This is a genomic window from Lishizhenia tianjinensis, assembly GCF_900116425.1.
Lineage (GTDB): Bacteria > Bacteroidota > Bacteroidia > Flavobacteriales_D > Crocinitomicaceae > Lishizhenia > Lishizhenia tianjinensis.
Map to the genome: position 1 here is coordinate 55,895 of NZ_FPAS01000004.1, position 21,716 is coordinate 77,610.

Here is a 21,716-nt window from a genome sequence, read left to right on the forward strand (position 1 = left end):
AATTGTTGAATCTTTGAATTGTCGAATTCTTGAATTACCTCCTTACTCAAACTCAACACTCCCCTCTCTAACAATCAAAAAGTCTAAGGGTCTAAAAGTCCCCAATCCACTTTAGAATCCCTCCAAATTCGTTAAAGATTTTACAACATGCATACGCAGTATTTTTTAATGTTTATTTTTGTTGGACAATAAACATGGAAACAACACGTAAAATAGCGGTTATTGGCGGTGGTAGTTGGGCTACTGCTTTGGTTAAAATTCTGGTTACCAACTTGCCTAAAGTAGGTTGGTGGATGCGTAACGAAGATGCTGTTGCACACATCAAGAAATACAAGAAAAACCCGCGCTATTTACAATCGGTAGAATTTGACACCGATAAGATAGATGTTACCACAGATATCGTACGTGTAATTGAAGAAGCGGAGATTTTGATCATCGCTACTCCTTCTGCCTTTTTAAATGATTTGTTCGAGCCTATCGATAAATCAATTTTTAAAGGAAAATATGTTTTCTCTGCCGTAAAAGGTATCGTTCCAGAATACAACGCTATTCCTGCGCGTTTCATCCACAAGACCTTCGATATTCCTTACGATGATATCGGTATTATTTGTGGACCTTGTCACGCCGAGGAAGTAGCCCTAGAGCGTTTATCTTACCTTACCCTGGCTTGTTCTAACGAAGAATTGGCCGAAGAAATGGCAGAAATCATGGCTTCGCGTTTTATCAAAACAACGGTGTCAGACGACCTGTTCGGAACAGAGCTTTCTGCCGTATTGAAAAACGTTTACGCTTTGGCCTCTGGTATTTGTGCTGGTTTAGGCTATGGTGACAACTTCCAAGCGGTATTGATTTCAAATGCCATTCAGGAAATAGAGAACTTTATTGATGAAGTGAGTCCGATTCACCGTGATGTAAAGACAAGTGCCTACCTCGGAGATTTGTTAGTGACTTCTTACTCCAAATTCTCCCGTAACAGAACCTTTGGTTTTATGATCGGTAAAGGATACTCTGTAAAAACCGCACAATTGGAAATGGACATGATCGCCGAAGGTTATTATGCAACCAAGAGTGTGATGGAAATCAACAAAAAATTCCAAGTTGAAATGCCCATCGTAGAAGCGGTATACAATATCATCTACGAAAAGATAGCACCTGTTATCGAAATGCGTATTTTGACGGATAAGCTATCTTAGATTTTTAGACTTTTAGATATTTAGACGGTTAGAGAACTGTAGTTAATTCTACTTGTTTCGGCCCCTCGACTTCGCTCGGGAACCTATAAAAACAATCTTCTGTTACGTTTCAAATTAGGTTATCGAGATGAGCGTTGTAAGATGTCAATTTAATGTTAAAAGGCATAATTATTAACCACAAAGAACTCCAAGGCTTACACAGAGTTCACTAAGGAGTTTAATCATACCCATTAAAAACAACCTCACCTACTGTTTTGCTTTTCCAATATTTGATTTGTTCAATTTCTATATCATCTAAAGCGGAAAGTTCTTCTTCTTTAAAAATTCTATTTAACTCATCATTAGACATAGGAAACACATCTATTGGCACACCTTTAAGTTGAGTCAATAAATCTTCCGGGAAATCAATGTATTTATTGTTCATCCAAGAACCTTTCTCTTCTACCAAAGCTAAATACCAATATGTAGAATTAATAAGTAAATCAAAGGCTACTTTATTCTTCACATTGCTTACAGTTACCTGCCAAAAATTAGAAGAATCTGAAGGTGGAACTAGACTTTTAAAATCAATGAAATAAGGGAAAACAATTTGTTGAAGAAATGAAATTATCTCATCTCTTGAATGATGGCTTTGTGAATTAAATCCTATTATACCTTTTCTGAATGTGTTCATTTAAGCAGTAATTACCACCAAGTTAATCATCCTCGAATTAAAACAACAATTCCTTTTTAAATTTTGAACCTTGAATTTTAAATTAACACTCAAACAGGGACAGTAGCGGCAGCTCCCCAATAATGTTGGGGACTATAGCGGATGGCCCGATCCCCAAGTCGCTTGGGGAGTTTGCCAAAACAATCTCAAAAAAGTAGAAAAACTTAACCTTATCTTCACATGCTTCTCCTTGATTTTCCGTAACTTAAGGTCATGCGAAAATTGACTGAACTCGAAATCGAACAAGCCTTGAAAACCTTAGACGGTTGGGCCTTGAAAGAAGGGAAATTGTGTAGTGAATTTGTGTTCGAAGATTTTAAATCTGCCTTTGCTGCGATGACGGAAATTGCGCTTCATGCAGAAGAAATACAACACCACCCGGAATGGTGCAATGTGTACAATAAATTGGAAATACGATTATTTACGCACGACATACAAAGCCTGAGTATGCTAGACCTACAATTGGCGACCATCATAAATGCGATGGGAAGAAATTACAAGGTGAAACGCATTGTTCCGGAGACAGTAAATGCTCCCTTACTTCCTAGCTCTTAGCAAGTGACCGTAGAACATTTGGTTGCCGTATTTGGTTTCCATCCACAATTCATTTAAAGTAGTGTTTTGTGGCTTGAAATAACGTTTGCTCGTATTGGCTATGTCTTGTAACTCTACACGGGGAGAATAAGTGTTTAAAATGAGCAATCCTCCTTTGTTTAATAGATTATAAGCGGTAGCGATGAGGACATCTAACTTCTCCTCTATTTTCCAACGCTCTCCTTTGGCACCTAATCCAAATGCGGGAGGGTCCATGACGATAACATCGTAGGTATTTCCTCTTTTCACTTCTTTGGCGGCAAACTTTAGGGCATCGTCGCATATCCAACGAATGTCGTTTAAACCTGAACTTTCCATGTTCTCTTTGGCCCAAGTGATGAGTTGCTTTACAGAATCCACGTGGGTCACATCGGCCCCAGTAGATTTGGCGACCACAGAAGCAATTCCGGTATATGCGAAAAGGTTCAAGAATTTCTTATCGGCACTTAATTCTTCGCGCAATACTTCCCAATTGGTAGCTTGCTCGGGGAACATCCCCAAATGTTTAAATTGCGTGGTTGCTAAGTTAGCCGTAAGCTCGTGAAAGTGAATTTGCCATTGTTCCTCCACAGGTTTCAATTGCTGCCACTTTCCTTTTTGTTTACCGGTATCAATAAACTTCAAGTGAGCCATTTCTTGCCACTTACTCTTGGGTAATTTGCTCTTAAAATAGGCTTGCACTTCCGGACGAATGGTAATGATATCTCCCCAACGCTCAAGTTTTTCACTTCCTCCTGCGTCTATGAGTTCATAATCTGCCCAACCTGTGGTGTATAAAGGATTATTTTTCTTCATTCTCCTCTTTTAAAGCTTTGTCTACCTCTTCCATTTTCTTGTAAAACTCTTCTCCATAAGCAGAAATCAAAGGTTCTTTTAAGAAACGGAAAATACTCACGTTTAACTTGTCGCCACACTCACATGCAGGTTTACAAATTGGCCATTCGTGGTAATTCAATGCTTCAAAATCGCGGTACTTTTTAGCACGGATAGGGTAAAGGTTACACGATTGTGGTTTCTTCCAGTCAATTTTTCCATCGCGCCATGCTTGTTCTATGGTACAAAGGGCAGTTCCTTTATCGTCATACCCGACAAAGGCACATTCGGCTCCGTTTACCAAAGTAGTTACGGGTTCGTTGTCGTAATCCATGTAGAAAACCCCTTGCTCTTCAACGGCCTCTATCCCTTCTTTACGCATATAAGGTTTTACATCCTCGTATACATCTTCCAAGATACTCACCTCTTCCTCTGTCAAGGGTGCACCCGAATCTCCGGCTACACAACACTCTCCCTTACACGCACTTAAATCGCAAACGAATTTCTTTTGGAATATCTCTAAAGAAACTACTTTATCGTCTATCTCTACCAACATAGTGCAAAGGTAGTTAAGAATTAAGAATTAAGAGTGCTGAATTAGGAATTATGACCTTCCCTAAATAGGGTTGACCATATTCTCCCCAAAACAAAAAAAGGGAGTCAACCCATAGCTGCTCCCCCTCAAAAATTCTTAATTCAAAATTCTTAACTCTTAATTGGCATCACATTTTAAGAAAATCTCCCAAGTTATCCTTGATGGCATAGCCTTTAGCCTGTTGTGATTTACTGAGTTTTTCTTTTTCAACCAGCATCCAAAGAATGAGTTCTTTTAGGAAAAGTTTATCTTCTTCTTTTTTCACATTGGGTTGCAAATCGTTGAGAATTTCTTCCAAAGGTGTAACTCTATTTAAAGCCGCTGCATATTCTTGATTGTTGGCCGCAAGCGTCAATTCAAAGGCATCGTTTTCTACAAACCAATTCACCACCTTTTGGTACCATTGCTCTACCCCAGGTTTTTCAAGGTTAGAGATTTTCGGGAAGAATTGTTCGCTCAAACTTAAGATGGCATCGCCAATTAAATATTCAGCGACGCGAGCAGCTCCTTCTTGTTCTCCCTCATACACCAATTCTACTTTTCCGGTAATGGCTGGAATGATGTTTAAAAAGTCTGTTAATCGAATAGCTGTAGTTGCATCTCCGGCCAAAAACATTCTGCGCTCTGCACTGGCAATTAAATTTTGTAAAGCCGTAATACTCAAACGAGCACTCACCCCACTTTTCTCGTCTACGTAATCACTTTTTCTGGCTTCAAAAGAGATCTGTTCTACGAGTTGTCGGGCCAATTCATTGATGTGTATTTCTTCTTTCTTCCCAATTACTTTTTCAACCTCTTGTTGGGTGATTTTCTTGGCCACTTCCATGCTTTGTGGATAGTGCGTTAAAATTTGAGAACCTATTCTATCTTTTAAGGGAGTAACGATACTTCCTCTGTTGGTATAATCTTCTGGGTTGGCTGTAAATACAAACTGCATATCCAAGGGTAAACGCAATTTGAAACCTCTAATTTGTATATCTCCTTCTTGTAAAATATTGAAGAGGGCTACCTGTATTCTGGCTTGTAAATCAGGAATTTCATTGATTACGAAAATACAACGGTTGGCACGTGGTATCATACCAAAGTGGATGACTCTATCATCGGCATACGACAATTTTAAATTGGCTGCTTTGATAGGATCTACATCTCCAATGATATCAGCTACGGTTACATCTGGCGTTGCTAATTTCTCGGCAAATCTATCGGAACCGTGCAACCAAGAGATAGGTGTTAAATCTCCCTGTTTGGCAACCATCTCCTTCCCATAGCGCGACAAAGGAGCAAAAGGATCGTCGTTGATTTCTGAGCCCTCAATAATGGGAATGTATTCGTCCAATAAATCAACCATGAGTCGGGCTAAACGCGTTTTGGCTTGCCCCCTCAACCCTAAAAAGTTAATGTTGTGTTTGGCCAAAATGGCATTTTCCAATTGTGGAATCACCGTGTGTTCATACCCGTGTATGCCTTTAAAAACAGTTTCACCTGCTTTGATTTTCGCAATCAAATTATCGCGTAATTCGTCTTTAATTGATTTTGGCGTATATCCTACGGCTTTTAAATCGCCGAGTGTTTTGAGTTGTTGTAAATTTTCCATTATCTCAGTCTCTTTTTACGATTAGTTTCGTAATCTTCAAATATCATTTCGCCCAAACCTTGGAGTCCCGTATAAAAGGCTTTTCCTTGGTTGGCTTCTGTAAAGTTTTCTACAAATTCCATGAGGTAGCTATCTCTGGCTATCATGAAAGTGGTAATCGGAATTTTTATTTTTCTGGCTTGTGCTGCCATGGTATAGCATTGCTCGGTGATGTAAGGATCTAGTCCAAATGAATTCTTGTAATAGAACCCATCTTTCTCGCGTACACAGCTCGGTTTTCCATCTGTAATCATGAAAATCTGCTTATTGGTATTACGCTTACGGCGTAAAATGTCCAAAGCGAGATGTAATCCTGCCACCGTGTTGGTATGATAGGGCCCAACTTGTAAATACGGCAAATCTTTGATTTTTATCGGCCACGCATCGTTTCCGAAAACAATCACATCTATGGAGTCTTTGGGGTAACGCGTTTGTATGAGTTGCGTCAAGGCCATAGCTACCTTTTTAGCGGGCGTTATTCTGTCCTCGCCGTACAGGATCATAGAGTGACTAATGTCTATCATCAATACTGTACTCATGGAAGATTTATGGTGTGTTTCTTCCACTACCAAATCTTGCTCGGTGAGTTGAAACTCCCCTATTCCATTATTGATTTGCGCATTGCGTATAGATTCCGTCAATGCGATGTTGCCCAAGTTATCTCCGAAACGGTAATCTCTGTATTCTCCTGTTTTATCTAGACTTTGTCCGAGATGCTTGGTTTTATGATTCCCTTTTCCGCGTTTATTGAGGTTTCCGAAGATTTGTTCCAAGGCCGATTGACGTAACATTTGCTCCGACTTCGCCGTGATTTTCATACCACCCTTTTGCGGGTTGTCCTTATCGTCTTTGATATAGCCTTTTTTCTTGAGGTCTTCTCGAAAATCATCAAGCGTATACTCAGGTGTTGTGAGTTGGTATTCCTGATCGAGGGTTTCCATCCATTCAAAACTCTCGTCTACATCCCCCGAAGTATGCACGATGATTTCCTTCCAGATATCAAACAATTTATCAAAAGGAGAGCTGTCTTCCTTGATGAATTGCTTAAAAATAAGGCTGGATGTATTGCGCTTGTTTTGCATATCTTAAAAATAACAAAAAACAAAGCGAAAGGTTTGTGCTAGGGTGTCTTGTTAGGGACGAAGATGATGGAAAGAAAAAGCCCGAAGCTATCAACTCCGGGCTTTTTAATTCATGTCTCAAAAATCTTACTTCTCCAAATCCCCTTCAAGGGCATAAATGGCAAAACTCGCCAACCAGTGTCCACCCATGTAATCGTCTCCCACTAAATTAGGCAGCGAGTAGGCGATGTGCTCACGGGCTATTAAATTCAAGTGTTTTAGTTCGTTTAACTTCGCCAATTTTTGCAAGTTCCAAGCCCTACTGAAGTTTAAACCGTCTAGGTGTACGAGCTGACCATCTGTCCTATCACTCACAATTCCCGTCTCCCATTCAAAATCCTTTTTAAACAATTCAGGTAAAAAGGCTTTTAACCAGGGTCTGAATTCTTCCTTTGGCAATATGCGCTGCATCAAGGCTGCCTCCTCTAAACATGGAGATAGAAAATCAGAACCACTTGGTTCCCATCCGAGCGGACAAGCACTTGTTTTCACATCGTCCAAATAGAAATAACGCGCCCTTTCCATGATCACCTTCTTCAATTCTACGTTATCAACCGCCATGGCATAATCAAAGGCGAAATTCAAGCCAAATGCCGTGTTAGAATGCTTACCTACACGCTCAGGATATTGCAACTTCGGTAAAAACTCGATGTATTTTTGAACAATGTGATCGGTCAATGGCTTCAAATTCGCTCTTAAAGCCACTCCCAAAGTATCCTCCCAAGTTAATAACTCCAAATCCAATTTTAACAACCACGCCCAACCATAAGTACGCTCATAACTCTTGTTGATTTTCTTCTCGAAATATTTAAGTTCTTCGGCTATATTCTCTTTGGTAATGCTTTGCGCCAACTGATATCTAATTGAAGGAGCATGTTCTAAATCCGGAAAACTCTTGAGTAGTTTCACCAAACTCCAATGACCATGCACCGCCGAATGCCAATCAAAACAACCGTAAAATGCTGGGTGCTCTTGTTGAGGCGTTGTAAAAGAACTATCGCTTTCTAAAACCATACTGGGTTTATTGGGGTATTGCTGACCAATACAATCCATAGGTAAACGCGCCAACAAATTTGCTTGCTCCAAACTTAATTGCGTACTATCTTCCAATTGTTTTATCTTCTCCTCTACTTGCTTGTTGCGTTCATTCATATTACACGCCGTAAGCACGAACAAAAAAGATAAGAATGCCAATATTGTTTTCATAGGTTTCAACTTTGGTCTAAAAATAGAAAATTAATAAGTTCTTGAGGCTCCCTGCCCTTTTCATTTCCTTACAAGGGCACCAGGCTATCCACTTTACTCCCTTGTCGTTCAACTGTGTTTTAAGAAGGCTTAATATAGCTTCTAGGGTCGCTTTAAACACCTTTTAAAACTAAGTTTTACTCCAAGGGCGGTACCGTTGCTATCCTTGGTAGATGGACATAAAAAAAGTCCCACTCAAACCTGAATGGGACTCCTTTATATATTTAAAACTTTCGATTAACCGTTCAATGCTTCTGCACCACCAACGATCTCTAAAATTTCGTTTGTAATTGCTGCCTGACGCGCTTTGTTGTAAGACAATGTCAAATCTTTCTTCAATTCAGAAGCGTTATCTGTTGCCTTGTGCATAGCTGTCATACGTGCTCCGTGCTCTGAAGCGTTAGAATCTAACAATGCTTTGAACAATTGGATTTTCAACGATTTTGGAATCAAACTTTCAACGATACCTGCTTTAGAAGGTTCGAACATGTACTCTACAGAAGCAGCGTCATCTTCTTGAACCGCAGGAATAATTGGCAAGAACTGTTCGTTCTCTACTGTTTGCATAGCAGCGTTCACAAACTTGTTGTATACCACAACGATTTTGTCGAACTCACCATCCATAAATCTATCCATTAAGAACTGTGCTAAATCTGCAGAACGTTCAAACGTTAAATCGTTAAACATATCTTCAGCCGCTCCAATTCCTTCTGGTCTGTAGTTCATTTCACTTCTTTTGAAAGCGTCATTCACTTTTTTACCAACTGCTAATACTTTCGTATTGTAAGCTGCAAACTCACCCGCTAAAAGTGCATTTACTCTTTTAATGACATTGTTGTTAAACGCCCCACACAAACCTCTGTTTGATGTAACCGCAACAATCAATACATTTTTCATCTCTCTTTCCTCTGCGTAAGCATTTTCAGAAAGATCTAATGTAGCACTTAAGTTACCCAAGATATCTTGCAACTTCTCAGCGTATGGACGCATTTTAGTAATCGCATCTTGAGCTCTGTTTAACTTAGCAGCAGAAACCATCTTCATCGCCGATGTAATTTGCATCGTAGATCCAATAGATGTAATTCTGTTTTTTATTTCTTTTAAGTTTGCCATATCAATTAAGAATTGTGAATGAAGAATTAAGAATTTTTTGAGCTATTAATTATCGCTACCAGTAGTTTAATTAATTGCTCGTTTTCATCCTTTAGCTCCTCACTTACCTTTTCTATCTTTAAATCAATAATATTTAACCAATACTTGGTTTCATCTGCTTCTTTCAAAGCTATTTTAAGCTTGTGAACAAAATCTTTTCTGCTCTCTGCTCTTTGAGCCTCTACTACATTGGCTCCTATGCTCGTACCACTTCTAAAAAGCTGTTTGGCAAAATCGAAATGGTTTAAGCTTCTTAAGTGTTCGTAGTAATCAAAAATAGCGAGAGAAAAATCAAATGATTTAGTCACCAATATATTCTCTCTCGCCATTAAATTCTTAATTCAGAACTCTTAATTCTTAATTTATTAGTATTTCGAAGCGATCTCTTTCGCTACTGTAGCTAATGTGTCAGTTACTTCGTCAGTTAATTTACCTGCTCTTAAAGTATCCAGAACGTCTTGGTGTTTCGCTGATAAGTAATCTAAGTACTCAGTTTCGAAAGCTTTCACTTGGTTCACTGGTACGTTTTGAATCAATCCTTTTGTACCTACGTAGATGATAGCAATTTGCTTCTCTACTGGGTAAGGATCTCCTTCTTTTTGTTTCAAGATCTCTACGTTTCTTGCTCCTTTATCCAATACCGCTTTAGTTGCAGCATCTAAGTCAGAACCGAATTTCGCGAAAGCCTCTAATTCTCTGTATTGTGCTTGGTCTAATTTCAAAGTACCTGCTACTTTCTTCATAGACTTAATCTGAGCGTTACCTCCTACACGTGATACTGAGATACCAACGTTAATCGCTGGACGAATACCAGAGTTGAACAAGTCAGACTCCAAGAAGATCTGTCCATCCGTAATAGAAATTACGTTTGTTGGAATGTATGCAGAAACGTCACCCGCTTGTGTTTCGATAATTGGAAGGGCAGTTAAAGATCCTCCTCCTTTTACCTTACCTTGCAATGAAGCTGGTAAATCGTTCATTTGAGATGCAATTGTATCATCGTTGATGATTTTCGCTGCACGCTCTAATAATCTTGAGTGTAAGTAGAAAACGTCTCCTGGGTACGCCTCACGTCCTGGAGGACGACGTAATAACAATGATACCTCACGGTAAGCTACCGCTTGCTTAGATAAATCATCAAAAACGATTAATCCTGGACGACCTGTATCACGGAAGTACTCTCCAATCGCTGCACCTGATAATGGCGCGAAGTATTGCATTGGAGCTGGGTCAGAAGCGTTTGCTGCTACTACAACTGTGTAAGCCATAGCTCCAGCTGCTTCTAATTTATTAACTATACCTGCAACGGTAGAACCTTTTTGTCCAACTGCTACATAAACACAGTAAACTGGCTCTCCTTTGTCGTAAAATTCTTTTTGGTTGATGATCGCGTCAATCGCAACAGTTGTTTTACCTGTTTGACGGTCACCAATGATCAACTCACGTTGTCCACGACCTACTGGGATCATAGCATCTACTGACTTGATACCTGTTTGTAAAGGCTCAGTTACTGGCTCTCTGTAGATAACCCCTGGAGCTTTACGCTCGATAGGCATCTCAAATAACTCACCAGTGATTTCACCTTTACCATCGATTGGATTACCCAAAGTATCAACTACACGTCCAACCATACCTTCACCTACCTTGATAGATGCGATCTGACCTAAACGTCTTACAGTATCACCTTCTTTTACTTGGCTTGAACGACCAAGAAGTACAGCACCTACGTTGTCCTCTTCCAAGTTCAACGCCATACCTCTTAAACCACCATCAAATTCGATAAGTTCACCATATTGAACTCCGTTAAGTCCGTAAATACGTGCGATACCATCACCGATTTGTAGTACAGTACCTACTTCTTGAAGCTCTGCTTCAGATTTGTGACCTGAAAGCTGTTCTCTTAAAATTGCAGAAACTTCTGCTGGTTTTACATCTGCCATCTTTTATCCTTTTTATTTGACTTTTGGCTAAGCCAAATTATCGTGTTAAACGTTGTTTTAAATCCTTAAATTGACGAGAAACTGAAGCATCTATTTGCTTGTCTCCCATTCTTACAACAAAACCTCCAATAAGAGATTCGTCAATTTTTTCCTCTACTTCTAATTCGCCTTTGATAGACTCTCCAACTTTTGCCAAAATTTGAGCTCTAACTTCGTCGTCTAATTTCGCTGCAGTAGTGATAGTAATCGGAACAATTCCTTTATGTTCTTTCACTTTTGCACCGTACGACATTGCTATTTGCGGCAATAAAGCTTCTCTTCCGTTCTTTGTAATCAAGGCCAAGAAGTTTTTAGATACTTCATTGAACTGATCAAAAATTGCGTTAAAGATCTCTATTTTTTTATCCGCTTTAACAATAGGGCTACTCAAAAGTAACTCTAATTCTCTGTTTTCTAAAACAGTAGAAAGGAAAAAGTTCATATCATCTTGAATTCCATCCACATTATTCATGTCGATAGCCAATTCTAACAATGCTTGCGCGTATCTTGATGCTGCTTTTGTCCCTTTCATAATTCTAGTTTAAGCTAATGTCCTCAGCCATTTTAGATGCAAGTGCTTTTTGCTTCTCATCAGAAGCCAACTCTCCACGAACTACTTTTTCAGCAATTTCTAAAGAGATAGCAGCTACTTGAGTTTTCAATTCAGCGATTGCTGCATTTTTCTCACCTGCGATAGTTTCTCTTGCAGAAGCCAATACTTTTTCAGCCTCTTGTGAAGCTTTAGACTTCGCTTCTTCGATCATTCCGTTTGCTGTTGCTTTAGCATCCTTAATCATCGCATCACGCTCTGCTCTTGCTTCCTGCATCATCACATCGTTCTGTGCAGTTAATTCTTTCATTTTAGCCTCAGCTTTTGCTGCAGCTTCAATTGCGTTTTGAATTCCTTCCTCACGCTTGCTTAAACCTTCTAATATTGGTTTCCAAGCAAATTTCCTAGCTAATAAAATTAATATTACTAAGATGACTGCTTGCATAAAAAACAAGCCTATCGAAAAATCACCTATTAACTTCTCCATTATCGAATTGTATATAGTTTATTCTAAATTTCTTCTTTTTTGTTCTTAGTAGAAATTGTGTTGTAGTAAGCAACCCTTACCACAACACAATGTTCTAATTTGTTTTTGGATTATTTTCCAAGGATTAAAGCACCGAATGCTAAACCTTCCAAAAGTGCTCCAATGATAATCATTGCAGTTTGAATTTTACTTGCTGCTTCTGGTTGACGTGCAATACCTTCCATTGCTTTACCACCGATGTTACCAAGTCCTAAACCTGCTCCGATTACGATTAATCCAGCTCCAATTAAATTGTACATAGCTATTATATATTAATTAAACAAAAAATACTTATTAATGATGATCTTCAACTGCCATTCCGATGAATAGCGATGACAACATCGTAAAAATGTAGGCCTGTAAGAAGGCTACTAAAAGCTCTATCAATGAAATGAACAATGATAAGAACAATGAAATTGCTGTTGATCCTACAGCTCCAAACTGAGCTTTTAAGATTATCGTTAAAGCAATTAACGACATCAATACCATGTGACCAGCAGTAATGTTTGCGAACAAACGAATTAATAATGAGAATGGTTTTGTAAACATCCCCAACACCTCGATAGGTGCTAAAACTATCTTCATCGGTACTGGTACACCAGGCATCCAGAAGATGTGACCCCAGTAGTGCTTGTTACCACTGAATTGTACAATGAAGAAAGTGAATAAGGCTAAACATGCTGTTACTGCGATGTTACCTGTAACGTTAAATGCTAAAGGAGTTAAACCTAATAAGTTCAAAATCCAGATGAAGAAGAACACTGTCAATAAGAAACTCATGAACTTTTTGTAGTGCTTCTCTCCGATGTTAGGACGAGCAATCTCATCTCTAACGTATAATACTAATGGCTCTAAGATTCTTCCAATACCTGTTGGAACTGGACCTCTTTTGTAGCTTTTCGCTAAAGAACCAAACATCCAAATCATCAACAAACCTGCGATCAACATACCCAATACGTTTTTCGTAATTGAGAAATCGATAGGATGACCTAATTCTTCGTGACCTTCAGCGTCTGTCTTAACAATTTTACCGTGTGCTAATTTGAAAAATGCTCCATTGCTTTCTGCAACTGTTTCACCGTGGTGGAACTTAGAAGACATAAAGAAGTGCATTCCTGTTTCACCATCCCATAAGATAACTGGTAATGGAAATCCGATGTGCGTACCTTTTTCGTTGTCTGAGAATAAAACAAAATCATGTGCATCCTGCAAGTGGTGTTCTTTGTACGCTTGAATTTCTTCTTGCGTATCTATCATTCCTTCGTACCCGTGACCACCGTGATCTGCATCATGCTCACCATGTGCTTCTTCGTGCGCCTCGTGTCCTTCTGCGTGTACTGCGTGAGCTTCGTGTTGCCCTTCATGACCGTGTTGCTCATTCGCAAAAGCGAATGTTGTACCGATCGTAAACATCAAACCTATAAAAAACCTGACAGAATTTTGTGCTAGTGTCATAATTCCCAACTGTATAAAAGTATATCTTCGAAATTTTGGTGCAAAAGTACACAATTAATTAGAAATACAAACTATTTTTTTTCAATTCCAAGATAGCTTTCCGAGAAATTAAGACGCTTGTACTATAGGTTTTGCTGTAGTTCGCTGCTAAGGCCGTTTATTTATCCTCTTGCTGTAAAACGATGAGTGCCAAAATGCTCTCCATAATCACAAAAAGAAATAATGGGATTACAATGGAGATTCGGGTTGACATAGACAGTGTATCTATATCCATTTCACCCCCAAAGAAAAGCACTAAAAATGCGCCCATCTTCATGGTTAATGCAACGATAAAAACCATCAATATTTTGTTGGGTGTGAAAATTTTACCCACCTCCAAAAGAAGGTAGGTAAATAAAGTTCCAAATCCGAAGAAATAGTACAGCTTACTGATTTGAAGATCTACTTTTAAGTTATTCTTCTCTACTATGCTTAAATGAATAAACTCACCTAAAAAAAGCGTCGCTATAATAATTGCAGAAACAATTACCATACGCTTCACCACACTACTCTTCATCGTCTTGATTACTTAATTTGATTACTTGTCTGATAATGGAATATATGGAACCAAACACTACAAATAAGGTGACCACCTTATAATAGGATATGTGCTCGGAGGGATATTTTTTATCCAACCATTCTCCAATTAAACTTCCCAGCCATATGGATACCCCCATTTGGAGTCCAAGTCCGGTAAACCTTATAAACTTGGAATAATTACCCTTATTCTTAGGAAGTAAATCCATACTAGTATACTAATTCGGCCTCTTGTTCGACCTCTTGATTTTTCTTTTTCTTACGAGAAGATCCCGATGAAGGAGTATTGGCTCCACTCATCTTACAATCTCCGTTAAACTCAGCTCCGTCTTCAATTACTAAACGAGCTGTTGTCATGTCTCCGTTGATCAGTGCGGTAGACCTTAAGGTCAACACATCCTCCACTTTAACATTCCCGTTGATCTTCCCTTCAACCTCAACTTCATGCGCCACGATATCTCCGGTAATTTGCGCTTCTACGCCTACAACCAATTTCGCCGCACATTCAATGTTACCCACTACTTCACCATCTATTCTTAAACTGCTTTCGGTTTTCAAGAATCCTTCCATTCTTGAACCGGTTACCAATCTGTTTAATCTGTCTGGTGAATCCACAACTTTACTGTTCTTACTACCTTTTAACATTTTAATAATTATCGTTAAAGAATTGTTCGTACTCCTTTAGTTTTTTGTCCTTTAGCAGTGTGCGGTAGTTTTCAGGAGAAATATAGATTATTTTATTGGTTTGTAAGTTCCCCAAATGCTTTTTCGTGCGTTGGAATACCCTTACATAGTCTTCGGCGTCTGCCTTTTCTTTAAATTTCTTAATTACAACAAAGCTTAAATCATCACTGTAAATTTGAGCTTCTGGTGATTTCAATCTTTCTCTACCAAAGAACTCACGGTTAAAATTTGCGATGGATGTTCTTGCATCTGTGGTAGATTCATTATTGCTTAAATACACCATTACGTAGAACTCTGCATTATTATCGTAATTGTAAATATCTACAGGTATACTGAAATCTACAGGTTCATTGGCCGGAACACCATTCTTAATAAGTCCGATTAAGTCTTGCGCTCTTGTAGCCTCTGGTGTACCTGGAAATTCATCCACTAACTGTTGCAACACAGGTAGCATTTCCGTTTTATCGTCTTTTACTTGTCCTAAAGACAAGGCTTGTAAGAGCATGTATTTAGATCTGAACTCATTTTCTGGTTCTTCTGCAATAACCTTTTTCGCTTTGGAAATAACAGGGTAATACATTCCTTGCTCATAACGCTTCACATACCTTAGGTAATCTTCCAAATTCAATTTATCCAATTCCTTTTTCTTTTTGAAGTAATCTGGATCTCTTAAATAGTTCGCATAATCACTGTTTGGATAATTGTTCATGATGTAAGATCTGTAATGCGACGACAATCCTGGGTCTCCTCCTTTATGGATTTCATACAATTGGAAGGCTGAAAGTATATCATACTCACTTTCCTTTAGATCTCTACTCAAAGCATCTTTAAATTGCACAACCGCCAATTCCTTTTCTTGCAATTGATTCTTGTAGATCATTCCAGAATTGTACAAGGCCTTCATGATTTTATCATTACTCGCTTGTATCAAGGAATCTGTTAAAGGTAGTCCTACCATCAACTTATCCACACTAAAGCCTGGCTCCTCTTTGATAACCGGTATAGAATCTTGAGGCAAGGAATCATTCGCTGTTTCTTCAAACTGAACAATATCTATTTTATTCGAACGTCTCCAGTTATCCTCGTCTTCACGCTGTCCCCATATCCTTCTAAACTCATTAAACCCTTCGGCTATGGTTTTAGAATTGTTAAAATACCATTTTCCGCCTTGACCATTGTTCTGAACTTCTAAACCACTTTTCAGCGCTCGTAATTCTTCCAATCTTCTCGCCTCAGCTTCTTTGCGTTCTTTTTCCTCTTTCTCTAATTGTTTAACAAGATCTTTTAAGAAATCCCTACGCGTAGATTCATCCATTTTCGCGATGCGTTGCACACTATCTTCGTAGCTTACAACATCTATGGCAGCAACCAATTCTGACAGCTTATCCGCCTTACTTTGAATAATTTCTTTTTTGGCGAAATCTTCTGGTAGCACATTGGCTGAGCTGTCGTAATATTTTTGCGCTTTCACATAATCTTTCTTATCAAAAGAAATGTTCCCCATGCGTTCATAGCTCACTCCTTTTTGATAATTGTTGTTGAGGGAATAAAAAACAGATTGTGTAAGATAGCTCATTCCAAGAGGCTCATCTCCATTGTCTAAAGCGATGTCTGCCAAGGCATAATAAATTTGGTCTTTGTACTCCAAATTTTTAGCATCCTTCAACATCTTCTTTAACTGCTTTATAATTTTCTCATCGCCATCTCCACCAGCTAAGGCACGGTTAATCTTGGCGTAAAAAATCATCTCAAAATCAGAGTTCTTTTTAATAGATGCTGTAAAGAAATTTCGGGCTTCCGGACTCTCTTGTTTTGCGTACAATTGAGCTATGATAAAATTCAAGCGGGCACGTTCGTCTTTATCTTTACTATGACCCACAGCTTCAATTAAATGTTGTATGGCTTTTTGCTCATCCTTTCTAAGCAATTCTAATTCAGCCTTTGTTTTGGCCAATTGAACTTCAAAACCTTTGGGGAATTTAGCAATGGCATCTTTGTCTTTTTTGAATTGAATCAAAGGATCATCCTCGTGTTCTTCTTCAATCTGAATGGCTAAGGCATCTAATCGGCGCAATTTCAAACCTGCAGAAGTTAAATCTCCTTGGGCGATATCACATTTTGCCAACCATAGCATGGCCAAATATTTAGAAGGATCATTTACGTAAAATAAACGCACATACTCAAAAGCCTCACGTGCATTATCGTATTTCGTTTTGTAGAATTCTGCCTGACCTATCATCAACCAGTTTTCATCTATCCAGTTGTTCCACTCGTCTTTTTTACGAGAAATATCATTCATGTTAGGCATGGCATGTTTACCAATCACCTCTGTACACTTTGAAATTGCCGTATCTAATGCCGGGTATAAGTTTACCGCTTCATCCTCATCCGGAAGTCGCTCTATGGGTAATACTTCGTAATAATTTTCTGGATTTGCTCGTCTATAATCTTCGAGTCCTATGCGCACCAATTCGGTAGCATTGAAATAACCATTGAAACGCGCTGTTGCTCCATGGTAGGTTCGAGTTACAAAGGTATTTCTCTCCGTAGTACAGGCCATAACCACCAATACTACCACAATAAGGGATAGGATATATACAGTAAATTTTTTCAACGCGTTTTGATTTCCTTTATAAACTCTAAAAAAACAAAAATATTATTAATCTGCTAAAGAAATAAAAAAGGTCGGTAATTTTAGTACCGACCTTTTTTTATGCATCTCTTTTAGATTATTCGCAATCTTTCTTGAATACGGTAGAAAAGCTTAGGGTTACATCTGGCCAAAGCTTAGACTCTGTATCTCCGTTCACTACGTCTGTATGTAAATCCTTACATGCTTCGTTTAGACTATTAATTGCATCCTGTCCGTCCCAGTTAAACACATCAATTTCTGCATCGAAAGTAAATGTTTCACCATTAAGCGTGTACTTACCGTTCACGGTTTGCGTTACTTCATTCATTGTAACTTCTAAATCTGCAGTACCGTCTTCTTTCAATGCTAAAACACGTCCCGTAATTTGAGCCGTATTGTTCATCACACCAAAGAATAAAGAGTCTATTTTGTGATCTCTACTTGCTTCATTTGAGTTTACAGAATTTACAGGTATCTCAAAAGTCAATTTTTGAATCATTGCTTCTAAGTCTGCACTCTTTTCTGGTCCGTTAACATTGATCACGTCAAAAGTCCCACTTACCCCTGCTTTACGTATAAACTTGTAAGCTGTCCAATTCATTTCTGTTGATGTTGCATCGTAAGAGTAATAACAGTTCTCCACTTTTACTTCCTCTTTTTGCTCTGCAGAACCCTCTGTTTTTGATTCTCCAGAACATGAAAACAACACTGCACTTAAGGCTATCAATCCTAGAAACGACTTTTTCATTTTTTCTTTTATTTTAGATTTCGCTTAAAGGTAATAAATTGCAGTTAACAAACTAAATAATTCGCAATATCCTTCTAACTGACATTAATTCTTATATTAAACAACTTTTTAATTTATTGTGTAAATTTGATCCAATGAAATGTTTTATAATTGACGACGACACTACCACTAGATTCTTAATTGCTGATATGCTTGAGAGCATTGGGGGTACGGAAGTAATAGGGAGCTTTGAAAGTCCTATTCAAGCGTTGGAAAACTATTTAAAACAAAAGCCTCATGTCATTTTTCTAGATGTAGAGATGCCAGGTTTAACAGGTGTTGAATTTGCCAATTCCATCTTACCAGAAACAAAGATAGTTTTCATCTCTAGTAAAAAAGAATACGCCGTTGACGCCTTTGGATTGAATGCTGTGGACTACTTACTTAAGCCCATTACACTTCCGCGTTTAACACAGGCCATCCTTAAATTAAAATCTGTTTTTGAGCCCGAAAACTCTACAACAGATGAAGGGAAGGAACATGTATTTTTAAAAACTGGGGATGGTTACAAGCGCATTCGTATAGAGGACATTACCTATGTTGAAGCTTTGGGTGATTACGTTCAAATCTACACGGCCGAGTCGAAATTCATCATGAATGGAACCTTGAAAAACGCCTATTCAAAACTTCTGGAAGAACTCTTTAAGCGTGTTCACAGATCGTACATTGTGAACATGAATAAAATTGAAAAAATTGAAGATGGCGCTATTGTCATCGGTAAAAAAATTATTCCTATCGGTCGTTCTTACAAAAAAGACTTCAGTGATAGTATCAATACTTTTGACCTTTAATGCAGAAAGTTATACTCATAGACGACGATCACATTACACACTTTATCTTCGAAAATCTTCTTTCGGATGAAGGAATAGATTTCAAAGCTTATGATTCTGCCCAATCTTTTTTAAACGAAAATAAATCTGTAGAAGACTGCATATTGCTTATGGACGTGAACATGCCTGTTATTTCGGGTTATCAGCTTTGGTCCATATTAAATGAAAATTACGACCTATCCTCTACCTCAGTGACAATTTTTACCAGTGACATACGTGTGAAAAATGAATTTTCTTCCTTAAATTCAAACGTTCATTTTATTGAAAAACACGAAGTTAACCTGGACACAATAAAAGCACTGCAACATGGAGATAGATGAAAAAATTGCCAGTCAATACACCCCTACAGTCTTCCACAAGGCCTTAACAATGTTTGTTGAGAGCAATAAAGAACTCGTAAAAGGATTACAAGCCAACGATGAAGACGAAGAGTTTAAAACACTTCATAAATTAAAGGGAGGAGCAAACATGCTCGGGCTAAAACAAATTGGAAAGTACATAGAGCTTGCCGAAGCTGACCCTCTCAACAAGGCACACATAGAGGCTATACGCACAGAGTTTGAAAACATAGTAGCTTATAGTCTTCAAAACTCGCCGTCTTAAATTCTTAAAACTATACTCATGTGTTATAGCAATTCACTTACGAGTAAAACTGAATCTTTTAAAGACAAATACAAACTCAGTGCACAAGTTAACTTTCAAGTTGACCCCACTTATTATGTAAGTGCTTTTACTCATCCACTTTGGCCTATAATTACCGATCAAGGCGTGGAAATGATGGAATGGGGCCTCATCCCTTCTTGGTTTAGAAAAGACCCCAAAGAGATACACAACAACACACTGAATGCTCGTGTAGAAACCGTGCATGAAAAAGCTTCTTTTAAAAACGTAATTGAACGCAACCATTGCTTGATACCCAGTACTGGATTTTTTGAATGGCAAACCTTGGGTAAAACAAAGGTGCCGTACTTTATTACGGTTAAAGACCAACCCCTTTATTCTTTTGCGGGGATTTACGACACTTGGATATCCCCAGAAGGAAAGGCCATCAAAAGCTTCTCTATGTTGACCTGTGAGGCCAATGAATTGATGGCAGAGATACACAACACCAAAAAGCGCATGCCCATCATTTTACCCCATACGCAGGAAGACGCTTGGGTACACAACGAAATGAAGACGCAAGACTTACAACTCTTTCCTTCGGAAGAAATGAAGGCCATAGAAATCAGTAGAAAAATCATCAATTCTCCGCAGCCGAATCGCAAAGAGGTACAAGAGGAGTTTCATAATAAGGACTTTTTTCAGGGGAGTTTGTTTTAAGGCACAAAAAAACCTCCGCCACAATTAAGCAACGGAGGTTCTAACAAGTAACAAACTTTATTTTATCTCACCCAACCGAATCTTTCTTCGAATTGTGTGTAAATGTAATCTTGAACTGTTTCGTTTTTCACACGCTCTATCACCTCACCGATGAAGGCTTGTGTCATTAACTGCTCCGCACTTTTCTTTCCTAATCCTCTAGCTCTTAAGTAGAAAATTCCATCTTCGTCTAACTGACCAATGGTACATCCGTGTGAACATTTTACGTCATCAGCGTAGATTTCTAATTCTGGCTTGGCGTTAACCTCTGCGTCTCTCGACAACAACACATTACCGTTCGCCTGGAAAGCTTCTATCTTCTGAGAATCTTCTCTTACAATTACCTTCCCATTGAATACCGCCTTACTTTTATCGTCTACTACACCTTTGTACATTTCATCAGAAACACAGTGTGCTTGCAAGTGGTCTACGAAAGTATGGTTATCTACCAATTGCTTTTCTTTCGTTAAATACACACCGTTCAACATCGTATCACAGTTTTCACCGTCTACCAAGATGTTTAAACCGTTACGTACCAACAAACCACCTAAAGTAATGGTATTGATATCAAAACGCGCATCTTTTTCTTGGATGAAGTTCTCTGTAGAGATGTGGAACATATCCAACTCCTCTAACTGTAATTTATGAACTTTTAAACCAGCGTTTACACCTACAGAACCTTCTAATACAACATTAGAGAAACTCTCAGCTGCGTTCACAGAATGGTGCGTACAAACCACTTCCATTTCTGCGCTCTGGTCTACATCTATAAAGTGACGCGTATTTGCAATTACTCCCTCACCTGTAGTGATGTGAATAATGTGCAAAGGCTTTGCAGCAACAACTTTTTTCTCAACCCTTACAAAAGCACCACCTGTGTAGTAAGCTTTGTTAATTAAAGAGAAAACGTTTTCGTCTATGCTATCTAATTTATCTAAGTAATCTTCTAGATCCATATCAGCAACAGCAGAGATTGTTACCCCTTCTTGTGCTTCTATAGAAGACTGTGCAGCATCGTAAAAACCGTTCACAAAAACCATAACGTTAGCATTCAATGCTGGAATGCGGTACGCGCTTGCATCTGCAGTCGCCTCAACGCTTTTATAGTTTTGCTTGGTGATACGAGTTACACGTGTATATTTCCAATCTTCAACGCGCGTAGTTGGGAAATCCATACCCGCTAGGGCATCTTTCGCCATCGCTCTGTATGTTGGTAAATCACTACCTACAGAAAGATTTTCTACGAATTGAAGTACTTTATTTTCTTGTGCTATTTCCAT

25 protein-coding genes are annotated in these 21,716 nt (G+C 38.6%); 6 read left to right on the top strand and 19 right to left on the bottom strand.

Features of this window, described 5'->3' with window-relative positions; all coding sequences use genetic code 11:
• Nucleotides 1–194 precede the first annotated feature (194 nt).
• On the top strand, nucleotides 195–1,193 hold the full coding sequence (locus tag BM327_RS11740) for an NAD(P)H-dependent glycerol-3-phosphate dehydrogenase (RefSeq protein ID WP_090250109.1): 999 nt from the start codon (nucleotides 195–197) through the stop codon (nucleotides 1,191–1,193).
• 217 nt (nucleotides 1,194–1,410) lie between these two features.
• Here the strand turns inward: BM327_RS11740 and BM327_RS11745 are convergent, their stop codons facing one another.
• On the bottom strand, nucleotides 1,411–1,866 hold the full coding sequence (locus BM327_RS11745; protein ID WP_090250112.1) for a hypothetical protein: 456 nt from the start codon (nucleotides 1,864–1,866) through the stop codon (nucleotides 1,411–1,413).
• Nucleotides 1,867–2,118: 252 nt separating this feature from the next.
• On the opposite strand from BM327_RS11745, the gene BM327_RS11750 reads away from it, so the two are divergent.
• On the top strand, nucleotides 2,119–2,460 hold the full coding sequence (locus BM327_RS11750) for a 4a-hydroxytetrahydrobiopterin dehydratase (RefSeq protein WP_090250116.1): 342 nt from the start codon (nucleotides 2,119–2,121) through the stop codon (nucleotides 2,458–2,460).
• Here the strand turns inward: BM327_RS11750 and BM327_RS11755 are convergent.
• The 17 genes from BM327_RS11755 to BM327_RS11835 form a co-directional block, all read right to left on the bottom strand.
• Entirely contained in the window at nucleotides 2,443–3,294 is an 852-nt protein-coding gene (locus tag BM327_RS11755) for an RsmD family RNA methyltransferase (RefSeq protein ID WP_090250120.1), read from the bottom strand. The two genes, BM327_RS11750 and BM327_RS11755, sit on opposite strands and share 18 nt — an antisense overlap.
• On the bottom strand, nucleotides 3,281–3,868 hold the full coding sequence (locus tag BM327_RS11760; protein WP_244526223.1) for a DUF3109 family protein: 588 nt from the start codon (nucleotides 3,866–3,868) through the stop codon (nucleotides 3,281–3,283). Before BM327_RS11760 ends, BM327_RS11755 begins: the two co-directional genes overlap by 14 nt.
• 166 nt (nucleotides 3,869–4,034) lie before the next feature.
• Complete coding sequence (locus tag BM327_RS11765) at nucleotides 4,035–5,501, bottom strand: sigma 54-interacting transcriptional regulator (protein WP_090250124.1); 1,467 nt, start codon at nucleotides 5,499–5,501, stop codon at nucleotides 4,035–4,037.
• Nucleotides 5,501–6,622, bottom strand: coding sequence for a vWA domain-containing protein (locus tag BM327_RS11770; RefSeq protein WP_090250128.1), 1,122 nt, complete (start codon nucleotides 6,620–6,622; stop codon nucleotides 5,501–5,503). The genes BM327_RS11765 and BM327_RS11770 overlap by 1 nt, the downstream gene beginning before the upstream one ends.
• A 126-nt stretch (nucleotides 6,623–6,748) precedes the next feature.
• Nucleotides 6,749–7,867, bottom strand: a complete 1,119-nt coding sequence (locus BM327_RS11775; RefSeq protein WP_090250131.1) for a DUF2891 domain-containing protein — start codon at nucleotides 7,865–7,867, stop codon at nucleotides 6,749–6,751.
• A 276-nt stretch (nucleotides 7,868–8,143) separates the two neighbouring features.
• Entirely contained in the window at nucleotides 8,144–9,019 is an 876-nt protein-coding gene (atpG, locus tag BM327_RS11780; RefSeq protein WP_090250136.1) for an ATP synthase F1 subunit gamma, read from the bottom strand.
• Between the two features lie 26 nt (nucleotides 9,020–9,045).
• Complete coding sequence (locus BM327_RS11785) at nucleotides 9,046–9,387, bottom strand: four helix bundle protein (protein ID WP_090250140.1); 342 nt, start codon at nucleotides 9,385–9,387, stop codon at nucleotides 9,046–9,048.
• Between the two features lie 36 nt (nucleotides 9,388–9,423).
• Nucleotides 9,424–10,998 (bottom strand): F0F1 ATP synthase subunit alpha, encoded by a 1,575-nt coding sequence (gene atpA / locus BM327_RS11790; protein ID WP_090250146.1) that lies wholly within the window; start codon nucleotides 10,996–10,998, stop codon nucleotides 9,424–9,426.
• Between the two features lie 37 nt (nucleotides 10,999–11,035).
• Nucleotides 11,036–11,569 (bottom strand): ATP synthase F1 subunit delta, encoded by a 534-nt coding sequence (gene atpH, locus BM327_RS11795; protein ID WP_090250149.1) that lies wholly within the window; start codon nucleotides 11,567–11,569, stop codon nucleotides 11,036–11,038.
• Between the two features lie 4 nt (nucleotides 11,570–11,573).
• Entirely contained in the window at nucleotides 11,574–12,074 is a 501-nt protein-coding gene (gene atpF / locus BM327_RS11800; protein WP_090250152.1) for a F0F1 ATP synthase subunit B, read from the bottom strand.
• Between the two features lie 110 nt (nucleotides 12,075–12,184).
• Entirely contained in the window at nucleotides 12,185–12,373 is a 189-nt protein-coding gene (gene atpE, locus BM327_RS11805) for an ATP synthase F0 subunit C (RefSeq protein ID WP_090250157.1), read from the bottom strand.
• A gap of 34 nt (nucleotides 12,374–12,407) precedes the next feature.
• On the bottom strand, nucleotides 12,408–13,568 hold the full coding sequence (gene atpB / locus BM327_RS11810) for a F0F1 ATP synthase subunit A (RefSeq protein ID WP_244526224.1): 1,161 nt from the start codon (nucleotides 13,566–13,568) through the stop codon (nucleotides 12,408–12,410).
• 157 nt (nucleotides 13,569–13,725) lie between these two features.
• Complete coding sequence (locus tag BM327_RS11815; protein WP_090250162.1) at nucleotides 13,726–14,124, bottom strand: DUF6168 family protein; 399 nt, start codon at nucleotides 14,122–14,124, stop codon at nucleotides 13,726–13,728.
• On the bottom strand, nucleotides 14,114–14,353 hold the full coding sequence (locus BM327_RS11820) for an AtpZ/AtpI family protein (RefSeq protein WP_090250166.1): 240 nt from the start codon (nucleotides 14,351–14,353) through the stop codon (nucleotides 14,114–14,116). The genes BM327_RS11815 and BM327_RS11820 overlap by 11 nt, the downstream gene beginning before the upstream one ends.
• 1 nt (nucleotide 14,354) lies before the next feature.
• Nucleotides 14,355–14,789 (bottom strand): bactofilin family protein, encoded by a 435-nt coding sequence (locus BM327_RS11825; protein ID WP_090250170.1) that lies wholly within the window; start codon nucleotides 14,787–14,789, stop codon nucleotides 14,355–14,357.
• A 1-nt stretch (nucleotide 14,790) separates the two neighbouring features.
• The gene (gene porW / locus BM327_RS11830; RefSeq protein WP_139230355.1) at nucleotides 14,791–17,442 is read right to left on the bottom strand and encodes a type IX secretion system periplasmic lipoprotein PorW/SprE; all 2,652 of its coding nucleotides are present in this window, start codon (nucleotides 17,440–17,442) and stop codon (nucleotides 14,791–14,793) included.
• Nucleotides 17,443–17,557: 115 nt separating this feature from the next.
• Nucleotides 17,558–18,208: a YceI family protein gene (locus BM327_RS11835; protein ID WP_090250178.1), complete on the bottom strand. Its 651-nt coding sequence runs from the start codon at nucleotides 18,206–18,208 to the stop codon at nucleotides 17,558–17,560.
• Nucleotides 18,209–18,342: 134 nt separating this feature from the next.
• Between BM327_RS11835 and BM327_RS11840 the strand changes: the two genes are divergently transcribed.
• Genes BM327_RS11840 through BM327_RS11855 form a run of 4 tightly spaced genes read left to right on the top strand, consistent with a single transcriptional unit; the run spans nucleotide 18,343 to nucleotide 20,397 of the window.
• A complete protein-coding gene (locus BM327_RS11840) occupies nucleotides 18,343–19,038 on the top strand; it encodes a LytR/AlgR family response regulator transcription factor (protein ID WP_090250182.1) in 696 nt (231 codons plus the stop codon).
• The gene (locus BM327_RS11845; protein ID WP_090250187.1) at nucleotides 19,038–19,397 is read left to right on the top strand and encodes a response regulator; all 360 of its coding nucleotides are present in this window, start codon (nucleotides 19,038–19,040) and stop codon (nucleotides 19,395–19,397) included. The genes BM327_RS11840 and BM327_RS11845 overlap by 1 nt, the downstream gene beginning before the upstream one ends.
• On the top strand, nucleotides 19,384–19,680 hold the full coding sequence (locus BM327_RS11850; protein ID WP_090250192.1) for an Hpt domain-containing protein: 297 nt from the start codon (nucleotides 19,384–19,386) through the stop codon (nucleotides 19,678–19,680). The genes BM327_RS11845 and BM327_RS11850 overlap by 14 nt, the downstream gene beginning before the upstream one ends.
• A gap of 18 nt (nucleotides 19,681–19,698) precedes the next feature.
• Entirely contained in the window at nucleotides 19,699–20,397 is a 699-nt protein-coding gene (locus tag BM327_RS11855; RefSeq protein ID WP_090250200.1) for an SOS response-associated peptidase, read from the top strand.
• A gap of 62 nt (nucleotides 20,398–20,459) precedes the next feature.
• Here the strand turns inward: BM327_RS11855 and sufD are convergent, their stop codons facing one another.
• Nucleotides 20,460–21,716 (bottom strand): Fe-S cluster assembly protein SufD, encoded by a 1,257-nt coding sequence (gene sufD, locus BM327_RS11860; RefSeq protein ID WP_090250205.1) that lies wholly within the window; start codon nucleotides 21,714–21,716, stop codon nucleotides 20,460–20,462.